Below are 10,131 nucleotides of genomic sequence, written 5' to 3'. Positions count from 1 at the left end.
TGGATTATGCCGCATGGCCGAGTTCGGCGGCTGCTGCGTCTGCTGTCGGCCATGCGGCAGTTCGGCATAATCAGAGCGCTTTGAAGAAGGCGAGTATGGGGTGGCAAGCTGCCCGACCGCTTCTGGGCGCCCAAGCCGGGAAAGCGGCCGTTCAGCAGGCTACTGTACTTTGACCGCAATGCGCCACCTTTCCGGCCGTTCGACTGCCGCTTGCGGCGTCCCGAAAGCCGACATTGCTCACGGCGTAGCCAAGCGCAAGCCGATTACTTCGGCGTATATGTTCGAATCCCACCCGGTCCGCCACTTTGGTAAAAACCGGGAACGCCGATTCCCGCCGACTTTCCTCCTTTGGTGGCTACCGGCGTCCTCAATAGGGTGTTTTTTGCTGCCCTCGATGTAGATCGCGTCGTCCGCGATCTCGGCGTGTTGGGCGAAGGCGCGGACATGTTCCCGCCGATAGCCGCCCTTTCCAAGCCGGAGGCGAGTGCGAGCTTCGCTTGCCAGTTCCGGCACGGCCGCTTTGGCGTGAATCTAAATTCAAACAGCAAAGCGCCCGATGGATTGCACCGGGCACTTCTTTCTCAAGTCACCTCGAGATTACTTGGTAGCGAGGATTTCGAAATTGTGGACGTTTGCCACCACACCGTCGTCCCATCCACCTGAGATCAATTCTGAAGCCTTTTCATTCAGGAGTCCGGCGACTTGTCCGGCAAAGTGCGCTTCGCGGCCAGAGTTGTCGGCAAAGATGTCGAAGATGGCGAAGTTGTTCCCGTCAATCTGCAGCGCCGCCCAGAACAATGTCTTGGGTTCAGTTTCTGCGACGATGGGGCCGGCGGCGGTCAGCAAGGCTGCCAATTCGGGGCCTTTACCTGGAGCAGCTTCGAGCTTGATGTAAGTTGCGGTCGTTGCCGTGTAGAGATCAACCGGCGCCTTTACCGACAGGACATCGGAGTTGTTGATATTCGCGACAACACCGTCGTCCCATCCTCCGTCGACCAGCGCGTCGGCGTTTTGCTTCAAAGCCGCAGCAACCGCTCCTGAGAAGTGAGCGTCGCGTGCTTCTTCATCTGCGAAGATGTCAAAGATTGCGAGCATATCGTCGGCTTGCAGAGCAAACCAAAGTACAGTTCCCGTCTCTGTTTCCCGCACGATAGGTGCGGCACCTGCCAGAAACTCCGCGAAGGCTCCGGTCTGGCCTTCGGCGGCGGGCATGGCGATGTAGCTGGCAGTATGATTTTCCATTGCGTTGTCCTGTGCAGTTGCAGAAGTTGTGAACAGAGCCAGTGCGGCGAATGTCTGAAGGATTTACGCTTTCATGGTCGTCTCCTGATTTGAAGTGCATCGTGTTTGGTTTCGATGCACTCTTGTCCCATGCTGGGTGCGCCGGGCTCCAATTCCGAAATTCTATTCTTTGATAGACGTGGACTATCGAACTTGTTTTGATGGCCTGAAATGAGATGTGACGGAGAATGTGGCGATGGAAATGAACCAGATCAGGTATTTTCTTGCCGTCTGCGAGCACCGAAACTTCACCCACGCAGCCAGTGCCTCCAATGTCTCCCAACCTTCCTTGACGACTGCGATCAAGAAACTTGAAGACGAGCTTGGAGGTGACCTGTTTGTCAGGGACCGTGCGGGATGCAGGCCTACGTCCCTCGGTAAACTCATGCAGCCAAGGTTGCAGAAGGTTCACGATGAGACGCGACAGGCTAAGGCAGAGGCGGTCCGTCATATGCGCTTGGAGCGGGTTCCAATCTCTGTCGGTGTCGGCGAAACGATTGGCCACAACAGGATTTCGGCAGCTATGGAGCGTACTCGTACGCGATTGCCGCAAGCCGAAATCGAATTGATCGTTGCGTCAACCTCCGAGCTTCTTGCCGGGTTACGAGATGGTGAATTTGACGTTGTAGTCACCGCAGAGAAGGTCAGTGAAGACCTCTATCGTATAGACCATCTCTATGAAGAGGACTACAAGGTCGTGGTGTCAAAGTCGCATCCGTTGGCTGAACTAAATGCGATCTCTCTTTCGGCTCTTGCTAAAACTGACATGCTTGACCGCCTAAATTGCGAAATGCGGGATGTTTTGCATGGGACCTGCGCGGATCATGGTCACGAACTCTACGCGGCCTATCGGTCAAATCGCGTGGATTGGTTAGTTGAACTTGCTCGGCAAGGGTCAGGTGCGGTGATCCTGCCAGCCACCGCTATTCCTTCGGACATGGGCCTGGTGTCGAAACCCATCGATGGCCTTGAAATATCAAGAACTGTTTTGGCCCTTCGATATCGGCACCAAACGACGAGACCAGAGACAAATGATCTGATCCGTGAGATGACGCGCACGCTGGCGTAGTGAGGTCGGTAATCGACATTCGCCCATCGTGCAGCATTCGTCACTTTGGGCTCAGACCAGACTTTCGCGGCATCACGCTCGAACGTCCGTTCTACTTTTCTTCGAGATCTCGCCCGCAATCCGCCACTTAGCGCTGGAGAAATTGCGCCAGATTGCGGTGAAGGTCACAGCGAACCACACCCATTGTGTGCGGTGATAGTCGTCGGTGACGAGGCCGTACTCTTCAAGAAGCCACCGCGCCGCGTGAGGCGACCTTCGGCGCGGGTAACAGTGGGTGGGTTCTTTTCAATCTTGAAGAGCCGCTTGATTTCCCTGATGACCTCTTCAGCAGACGGCCCCGACTTTGCCGTCGGGTGGAAGTGAATGAACGGCAGGTTTCGGGCGCCGAACGCGGCGCTCCGAACGGCGACAATGGGGTCGGAAGCTGTCGCAAAATATGGTCGAAAGATATGTCTTTGTCGTGAAGGTTGTCGCTCCAACAACATGGAGCGCAAGAAATGGAAATATCAGATCAGACTACCTCCCTTGATCCCTACTTCGCGTCGTTCGAGGACAGTCTTTCTGCAAAGAACTACAAACCCGATACCCTGGCGAATTACCGATACCTGCTTCGCCGCTTCGGGCGATTGCTCGAAACCGAGGGCATTGCACCCTCGGCGTTGACGCCAGAACTTGCCGTCGAACTAGGGCGACGGTTGCCGGTCACACCAAAAAGCCAGATCAAGGTTCCCAATCTTGCCAGGCTGTTTGTCGCGCATCTGATTGAGATCGGGGTGGCGACACGGCCACCGTTGACACCTGCGCAGGCCGAACGTGCAGAGTTGCTGAGCAATTTTGAAACCTATCTTCTGCAGCAGCGCGGCCTCAGCCCGCGAACGATTTATCATGTGCTGCGGTTCGCGGATCGCTTCCTCGATCATCGCTTTGGTGACAATATGCTCGATCTTCCGGCGATGAACATCCGGGATGTCGTGGCGTTCATGGAGCACCTGCTCGCGCGCAAGCACCCGTTCCGCGACAAGACGCCGGCCACGCATCTGCGCAGCTTCTTCCAGTATCTGTTCGCACAGGGCCTGACGACGACCAACCTGTCGCTCAGCGTGCCTAGGACGCATAAGCCCTGGGGCGCCAGGCTTCCGCGTCATCTGTCTCCCGATGAGGTGGAGGCAGTTCTGGCCTCGGTACGGGTCAATCCGCGGCGCGGCGCCCGCGACTACGCAATGCTGATGCTGATGGCCCGCCTCGGCTTGCGCGCACCGGAGGTCATCGCGATGCAGCTTGATGACGTGGACTGGCGGGCCGGCGAGTTGCTGGTCCGTGGAAAAGGCCAGCGTCATGATCGGTTGCCAATCCCGCCCGACGTCGGCGAAGCCATCATCGGCTATTTGCAGCAGGAGCGAACGTCAACGACCACGCGCACGCTGTTCGTGACGCACCGAGCGCCAAACCGCCCATTCAAGGACAGCCAGGTCATAAACGACATCTTGAAGGAAGCGTTCGCGGCGACGGGCGTGAAGCCGCCGACGCCCTATGTGGGCTCGCATGTTCTGCGCCACAGCCTAGCGACGAATATGGTGCGCTCCGGCGCATCGCTTGAGGAAATCGGCGATCTGCTACGGCATCGGTCGCGGGCGACGACGATGATCTACGCGAAACTCGACACGGATGGCCTACGCTCCATCGCCCAATCTTGGCCCGTCGCGGAGGAGGCACGATGAGCTTCCTTGCCGAACTTGACCGCTACGTGACTCTCAGAAGCGTCCTCGGCGCCGATCTGAGTACCGATGCACGGATACTCCGTCGCTTCGCCACCTTCGCCGACCGCGATGGCGCGCAGCACGTGAACACCAATCTGGTCATGCGCTGGCTCGAGAGCCTGCCATCCGCCAGTCCCGGAACCCGGGCAACACGCTTCAGGGTGGCCCGTCAATTTGCGGAATGGTTGCATGGCATTGATCCGAGGCACGAGGCTCCACCCCGAGGATTGGTGCCTGGCCGCCTTCAACGCGTGCATCCATATATTTATAGCGAAGCTGAAATCGTTGCGATCATCGATCAGGCGCGGACGTTACCATCGGTCTACGGCCTGCGTGGCCTGACCTGCTCGACGCTCTTCGGGCTGATCGCCGTGACCGGACTTCGGATCAGCGAAGCTCTCGGTCTCGATCCTGCTGACCTGGAGGTTGAATCCGGCATTCTTCACGTCCGGCAGGGCAAACTCGGCAAGGAGCGATTGCTGCCGCTGGATCATAGCGTCGTGCAACGGCTCGAAAGCTACGGCCGCGAGCGGGACCGGCTGCTCGGGCGCAGGCCGGGAGCATTCTTCGTGACCTGCGAGGGGCATCGTCTTGGCGATTGCAGCGCCCGCTACAACTTCGCGCATGTGTGCCAGCAGATTGGGCTACGAGAGCCGCAGCTTTATCTTCGACATGGCCGTGGGCCGCGCATTCACGATCTTCGCCACACCTTCGCGGTGCGGACCATGCTGAACTGGTACCGGTCGGGCAAAGATGTCAGCCGCGAGATGATCAAGCTCACGACATGGCTGGGTCATGCAAGCCCTGCCAATACCTATTGGTATCTGGAAGCGGTCCCGGAACTGCTGGAACTGGCTTCGTCCCGAATGACTGGCGTGGCGGCGGAGGCGGGAATCCGATGAAGGCGACCAACTTCCCCGCGCTGATCCAACGCTTCTTCACCGACCGGCTCTCTACGCAAATGGAGGCGAGCCGCCACACCGTCGCTGGCTACCGGGACACATTCCGGTTGCTGATCCGGTATGCGAGTTCCAGGTGCGGGAAGCCGCCGACGAAGCTCACGATCGAGGATCTCGACGCCGATCTCGTTGCCGACTTCCTGACCCATGTGGAAACGGCGCGCGGCAACACGGCGCGCACCCGCAATACACGCCTTGCCGCGATCCGATCATTCTTCCGCTACGTCGCAATGACCGATCCGAGCTGGCTTCTTCATTGCCAGCGTATTCTCTCGATGCCGAACAAGCGGTATGTGAAGCGAAGCGTGACGTTCCTTGACGCTCAAGAGATCGCGGCGCTGCTCGCAGCACCAAATCGAACGATATGGGTGGGACGCCGTGATCACGCTCTGTTGCTGCTTGCGCTTCAGACCGGATTGCGAGCGTCAGAACTGATCAATCTGCGCTGCAAGGACGTGGTTCTTGGGACTGGCGCCTACATCCGCTGCATCGGAAAGGGGCGGAAAGAACGCAGCACTCCTCTTCGTCGCGATACAGCTAAGCTGATTCAGGGCTGGATAGGCGAACGCCGTAACAGCGATGGGCCATTGTTCCCGTCGATCCGGGGCGAGCGGCTCAGTCGCGATGCGTTGGAACACCTGGTGCGCAAGCATTGCCTAGCAGCATCACGAGTTTGCCCGAGCCTCGCAGGCAAGCGCGTCACGCCGCACACGTTGCGGCACAGCACGGCGATGGAATTGCTGCATCATGGTGTCGACCAATCCGTGATCGCTCTATGGCTTGGGCACGAATCCGTGGAAACAACCCAGATCTATATCCACGCCGACATGCGGCTGAAGGAAAAGGCGCTCGCGCAGGTTGCCAGCCCAGAAACGCATACCGGGCGTTATCGCCCAAGCGATGAGCTGCTCGCTTTCCTCGAAACGCTCTGATTATGCCGAACTGCCGCATGGCCGACAGCAGACGCAACGGCCGCCGAACTCGGCCATGCGGCATAATCCAGCTTACGGCATAATGGATTTTATGCCGATATCGGCATAAGGGTCACTGGACATCGCCAGCTCACCGCTGCGACCGCGATCTCGGCAAGCGCTTTGGCGACAACGCCTATGCGCGAGAGGAGCTTGTCGCCGAAATCGGCGCGGCCTTTCTTTGCGCCGAGCTCGGCATCACGCTCGAACCGCGTCCGGACCACGCCGCTTATCTAGCCAGTTGGCTGACCGTACTCAAATCTGACAAGCGAGCGGTTTTTGCCGCCGCCGCACTGGCCCAGAAGGCCGCCGATTGGCTTGTGGGCACCGGCTCAGACTAAGCCGGGAACGTATCTGGCGCCGGCATCGCGGTGACGCCGGCGCTGATTAGGGCTGCAACGGAGTAGTCGACGGGACGGGCGTCGCTGCCAAAAATGTTCTGTCGCACGAAGCCGCCTTCGATGCTGATCAATTGCAGCGAGGCGACAATGTGGCTGACCGCATCTCCGGGCCCGAACGGCAGTAGCAGCCGCTCACAATCAACGTGCCAGCGGAATCGACAACCGATGACACTGTGTAAACGACGCAGGCGGACGCCCGGCAACGATCGTACGCCGCAAGGACCGATGCCTTGATATGATCCGGGAATACTACGTCGAGGTATTGGCCGGTCCAGTCTGAGTTGTACGCGGCTGCGGCAACAGAACCCGCCCGCAACAGGCGATAACGCGGCTTGCCATTGTGGGTATCGATTGAACAGAACGATAGTCCGCCCGTATCATGCGTCCGTCCATCCAGCTCAAGTTCGATCAGAGCCGGCAGCAACCGTCCGGTTTTCAGACGATCCCATTTTAAAAAGAGTTCCCGCTGCGTGACGGATCGGATGATCTGGACACTCGCATGGTCGAAATGCATTCCTGGGGTCTCAAACATTCCTACTACCAAGTAGAAGTCAGTGCTTTCAGGCCTACTCAGCGCTAGTCACCAAGACGCGTCAGTACTGCCTTGAAGACCAGAGCGGGAGCTTCAGCAGCGGTCCCTTCAACCGAGGCAAAGCCATCCTTTTCCACACCCTGAAAACTGATCCTCACGTTGTCTATGCCAAAGACCGACGAATGATTTGGATCCTCGGAACGCTGCGTGGTGGTCACGACACCCGTGATGGTGTGACCGATTTGCTGCTATGACCTGGTGTAGGCAAAGGCTGAGCTGCCGCCGCGCAGCTTGCTATCACTTGCAAAGATAACGCCGACCGCTTTGCCGCGTGGCGTCTCAAACTCGACCTTGTATAATCCCTGGAGCATCAATTTCATTCCCAGATCACATGGCAGTCAATTGCAGCTCTCGCCATTCGTGATTGCGCAAAGAACCACCGCGAAGCGAAGAGGTGGCGCCGAAAAATTGAAGGATCGAGGTGATCGCGAGCATTTCCGAGACACCACGCAGGTCTGGCAAGGAATCATTCCGCCGTCGTCAGCGATTGCCCAGTAACCGATTGCACCACTCTAACGCGAACCGCTCTACGATCTACACGCCCAGGCATTAATATACGCTAAAGCGTGTGGCGGGATTCTCCTTCCGATGTTCCATCCTGATGGATGGCGAAACGCGAGATTGCATCGACCGAGCGCATCCTGGCCCGCAATTTGCGGCGGCTCAGGCTCGAACGTGGATTGTCCCAGGATGACCTCGCCGCCGAGGCGGGAGTCCGTCAGGCGTTGGTCAGCGCAATCGAGGTTGCGACCGCCAACCCCACCGTCAAGTCGCTGGATCAACTGGCGAGGGCTTTGAAAGTCGAAGTGTCCGTCCTGTTCGACCGCGACGCCCGTTAATATCGATTCAAGACTAGCCGCGGCGGGAGCTGGTTGATCTGCGAACGGCCGAATTGGGGATTTTCAGACTGCCGCGAACCAGAAGCAGGGGCAGACGTCCTAATCGTTCCGAGTGCGTCGAATGGATGCCGCTCGTTTCATGAAGGCCAGCGTCTCTGACTTTGATATTGCTTCGGATCGCGGCGGCCTGCGCGTCTCAACCTTGGGCATTAATCGCGGCGCAGGCGGCGCTGGTCCCATAACCGGCGGACGCTTTTTCGGCATCCTAGAAGCCTTGTCTGCCGTAGCGGGTGTTGGCGGCTTGTCATCAGCGAGATCGCTGCGGCCACCGGTTCCTCTCTTCAGGTCGCGCCGCGCCGGCGTGGCCCGCGTCTTGGACCGAGTTCGTGTCGCCGGGACAGGCGCCTGACTTTTCCGGCGCTTTCGCCATATAGCGGACGACAGCGTGCCGATAGAAATCGGCCGGCCATTTCGGCCTTTTGCACCGGCGGCAAACAGCAGCCCGATCATATCATTCAACGTCAGGCCGCGGGCCTCGGCCGCATCGAACCAGTCAAGATAGTTTTCCACGACACGTGCCAGCTTCTTCTGGCGACCGCCCGGAAGCGCCAAATCCTCTGCAATTGATTTGGCTCCAGCCTCGATTTCCTTGTTGGTTGCCATCAGCCATCTCCCAATTTCGTCGTGTGGAGATAGGAAGCAATCCGCATCTACGCAAATCTATGCAACCATATTCATTTGTCTTGTTCACTTGAATGCAGCCAGAAGCGCAAGGAGGCAGGGACCACACCTGTGCATCTGTGGATGACACCCACATGGCAAGAACTATTTCGACGTCGCGGCAGTTGGTCGTTGCGGTCATCTGTCCGGCCTCATGGTGCGGATCATCATATGAACCGCGGGCCTTAATGGCTGTCCGCTGATCGGGTCCCAATCATCGTTAACGGACTCGAAGTCCGTGCACAGGTACGGGGCGTCCTGATCCTCGGTTTATCGACCGGATGCCATTACGTCGTTGTCGCTCCTACCAATTCGTGTGATCGTAAATCGAATTATATTTTTCGGCTCTTCGTTGGCAAGCCACTTTCGTGAGCAAGTCGCTTCAGGCAATGCCGAACGATCTCTCCCGGAATGACCCGCCACGCTGCATGATAGCCCAAACAATGCGCGCAAGCTTGTTGGCCACGGCGACTGTCACGACGCGCGCCGGTCGACGTGCCAACAGCGCGTTTACCCACCCCGCAAAGTCCGGCTTGTTGCGGGCGTAGCGGACCACGGCCGTCGCGCCGAGAACGAGCAGGCGTCTCAGGTAAGGCTCGCCCTTCTTCGAGATCCGGCCAAGATGGACCTTGCCGCCGGTTCCGTTTTGCTGCGGCACCAAGCCGATCCAGGCCGCGAAGTGCCGCCCGGATTTAAACGCGCTGGCGTCGACCACGGTCGCGACCATGGCTGTGGCGGTGATGACGCCGATGCCGGGTATTGTGGCCAACCTCAGGCTCATTTCGTTGGCGTGGTGGCGAGCCATCAGTGTGCGCTCTATGGTTTTGATTCTCGCCTGCAAGTCCTGGATCTGCATCAAGATCAGTTCGGCGCAAGCTCGCGCGAGATCAGGTAGCACCGAACTGTCGGTGTCTTGGGCCAATGCCTGGAGTTCGGGAATGCGCCAAATGCCCTGGGGTGCAATCAGCCCGAACTCGGCCAGCTGCCCCCGCAACGAATTGACCAGCATCGTGCGTTGGCGCACGAGAAGGTCTCGTGTCCGGTGCAGCATCAGGATCGACTGCTGTTCGGCGCTCTTGATCGGGACGAACCGCATCGTCGGCCGGGTGACGGCCTCGCAGATCGCCTCGGCGTCAACCTCGTCGTTTTTGCCTCGTTTAACATAGGGCTTCACGTAAGCTGGCGGCATCAGACGAACATCGTGCCCGAGCAGAGACAATTCACGAGCCCAATAATGCGCTGTACCGCAAGCCTCTATGCCGACCAGGCACGGTGGAATTCTTCTGAAGAAATCAATCAGCTCCGACCGGCGGAGCTTTTTTCGGACGATGACTTTGCCTGCAGCATCAACGCCATGCACTTGGAAAACGTGCTTGGCAAGATCGAGACCGATGGTGATAGGATGCATTGTGGATGACTCCCCTTGCTGTTGCCTCGGCAACAATTGTGGCACACTCGATGCCGGAAGTGGGTGTCATCCACACCATCATCGATGGATGGCGTCCGCATGGCAAGAACTATTTCGACGTTACAGCAGTTGGT

11 protein-coding genes and 1 pseudogene are annotated in these 10,131 nt (G+C 58.4%); 6 read left to right on the top strand and 6 right to left on the bottom strand.

Translation table 11 applies throughout. The features are described 5' to 3' along the window. Positions 1 to 597: 597 nt before the first annotated feature. On the bottom strand, positions 598 to 1,242 hold the full coding sequence (locus ACEK02_RS13615; protein WP_201744720.1) for a hypothetical protein: 645 nt from the start codon (positions 1,240 to 1,242) through the stop codon (positions 598 to 600). Positions 1,243 to 1,477: 235 nt separating this feature from the next. Between ACEK02_RS13615 and ACEK02_RS13610 the strand changes: the two genes are divergently transcribed. The 5 genes and pseudogenes from ACEK02_RS13610 to ACEK02_RS13590 all read left to right on the top strand — a co-directional run. Beyond that, positions 1,478 to 2,350, top strand: coding sequence for a LysR family transcriptional regulator (locus ACEK02_RS13610; RefSeq protein WP_183754598.1), 873 nt, complete (start codon positions 1,478 to 1,480; stop codon positions 2,348 to 2,350). A gap of 497 nt (positions 2,351 to 2,847) precedes the next feature. After that, positions 2,848 to 4,068 (top strand): site-specific integrase, encoded by a 1,221-nt coding sequence (locus ACEK02_RS13605; protein WP_024897184.1) that lies wholly within the window; start codon positions 2,848 to 2,850, stop codon positions 4,066 to 4,068. Next, on the top strand, positions 4,065 to 5,009 hold the full coding sequence (locus ACEK02_RS13600; protein ID WP_188098618.1) for a tyrosine-type recombinase/integrase: 945 nt from the start codon (positions 4,065 to 4,067) through the stop codon (positions 5,007 to 5,009). The genes ACEK02_RS13605 and ACEK02_RS13600 overlap by 4 nt, the downstream gene beginning before the upstream one ends. Beyond that, positions 5,006 to 5,998 (top strand): tyrosine-type recombinase/integrase, encoded by a 993-nt coding sequence (locus ACEK02_RS13595; protein WP_024897186.1) that lies wholly within the window; start codon positions 5,006 to 5,008, stop codon positions 5,996 to 5,998. Before ACEK02_RS13600 ends, ACEK02_RS13595 begins: the two co-directional genes overlap by 4 nt. Positions 5,999 to 6,111: 113 nt before the next feature. After that, positions 6,112 to 6,378: pseudogene (locus ACEK02_RS13590) on the top strand (zincin-like metallopeptidase domain-containing protein); the annotation flags it as partial. Positions 6,379 to 6,505: 127 nt separating this feature from the next. On the opposite strand, the gene ACEK02_RS13585 reads toward ACEK02_RS13590, so the two are convergent. From ACEK02_RS13585 to ACEK02_RS13575, 3 genes are all read right to left on the bottom strand, one after another. Further along, positions 6,506 to 6,952 (bottom strand): hypothetical protein, encoded by a 447-nt coding sequence (locus tag ACEK02_RS13585; protein ID WP_371422215.1) that lies wholly within the window; start codon positions 6,950 to 6,952, stop codon positions 6,506 to 6,508. A gap of 266 nt (positions 6,953 to 7,218) precedes the next feature. Further along, complete coding sequence (locus tag ACEK02_RS13580) at positions 7,219 to 7,350, bottom strand: hypothetical protein (RefSeq protein WP_371422214.1); 132 nt, start codon at positions 7,348 to 7,350, stop codon at positions 7,219 to 7,221. A 7-nt stretch (positions 7,351 to 7,357) separates the two neighbouring features. Further along, positions 7,358 to 7,492: a hypothetical protein gene (locus tag ACEK02_RS13575; protein ID WP_371422213.1), complete on the bottom strand. Its 135-nt coding sequence runs from the start codon at positions 7,490 to 7,492 to the stop codon at positions 7,358 to 7,360. Between the two features lie 143 nt (positions 7,493 to 7,635). Here ACEK02_RS13575 and ACEK02_RS13570 point away from each other — a divergent pair, with 143 nt between their 5' ends. Continuing rightward, positions 7,636 to 7,869 (top strand): helix-turn-helix transcriptional regulator, encoded by a 234-nt coding sequence (locus tag ACEK02_RS13570; protein WP_371422212.1) that lies wholly within the window; start codon positions 7,636 to 7,638, stop codon positions 7,867 to 7,869. A 99-nt stretch (positions 7,870 to 7,968) separates the two neighbouring features. Here the strand turns inward: ACEK02_RS13570 and ACEK02_RS13565 are convergent, their stop codons facing one another. Both ACEK02_RS13565 and ACEK02_RS13560 read right to left on the bottom strand, forming a co-directional pair. After that, positions 7,969 to 8,532, bottom strand: a complete 564-nt coding sequence (locus ACEK02_RS13565) for a hypothetical protein (protein ID WP_371422211.1) — start codon at positions 8,530 to 8,532, stop codon at positions 7,969 to 7,971. Positions 8,533 to 8,971: 439 nt separating this feature from the next. Beyond that, positions 8,972 to 9,997 carry an IS110 family transposase gene (locus tag ACEK02_RS13560; RefSeq protein WP_371422210.1) on the bottom strand — a complete coding sequence of 342 codons (1,026 nt, stop codon included), beginning with the start codon at positions 9,995 to 9,997 and terminating at the stop codon, positions 8,972 to 8,974. Positions 9,998 to 10,131: the final 134 nt, after the last annotated feature.

This window comes from Tardiphaga sp. (assembly GCF_041424195.1).
Taxonomy (GTDB): domain Bacteria; phylum Pseudomonadota; class Alphaproteobacteria; order Rhizobiales; family Xanthobacteraceae; genus Tardiphaga.
This window is presented reverse-complemented; position numbering and strand designations above follow the sequence as displayed.

Bases quoted from the DNA above. Each gene is read 5' to 3' on its own strand.
- ACEK02_RS13615 (WP_201744720.1), bottom strand. From the start codon at position 1,242: ATGGAAAATCATACTGCCAGCTACATCGCCATGCCCGCCGCCGAAGGC.
- ACEK02_RS13610 (WP_183754598.1), top strand. From the start codon at position 1,478: ATGGAAATGAACCAGATCAGGTATTTTCTTGCCGTCTGCGAGCACCGA.
- ACEK02_RS13605 (WP_024897184.1), top strand. From the start codon at position 2,848: ATGGAAATATCAGATCAGACTACCTCCCTTGATCCCTACTTCGCGTCG.
- ACEK02_RS13600 (WP_188098618.1), top strand. From the start codon at position 4,065: ATGAGCTTCCTTGCCGAACTTGACCGCTACGTGACTCTCAGAAGCGTC.
- ACEK02_RS13595 (WP_024897186.1), top strand. From the start codon at position 5,006: ATGAAGGCGACCAACTTCCCCGCGCTGATCCAACGCTTCTTCACCGAC.
- ACEK02_RS13585 (WP_371422215.1), bottom strand. From the start codon at position 6,952: ATGCATTTCGACCATGCGAGTGTCCAGATCATCCGATCCGTCACGCAG.
- ACEK02_RS13580 (WP_371422214.1), bottom strand. From the start codon at position 7,350: ATGAAATTGATGCTCCAGGGATTATACAAGGTCGAGTTTGAGACGCCA.
- ACEK02_RS13570 (WP_371422212.1), top strand. From the start codon at position 7,636: ATGGCGAAACGCGAGATTGCATCGACCGAGCGCATCCTGGCCCGCAAT.
- ACEK02_RS13565 (WP_371422211.1), bottom strand. From the start codon at position 8,532: ATGGCAACCAACAAGGAAATCGAGGCTGGAGCCAAATCAATTGCAGAG.
- ACEK02_RS13560 (WP_371422210.1), bottom strand. From the start codon at position 9,997: ATGCATCCTATCACCATCGGTCTCGATCTTGCCAAGCACGTTTTCCAA.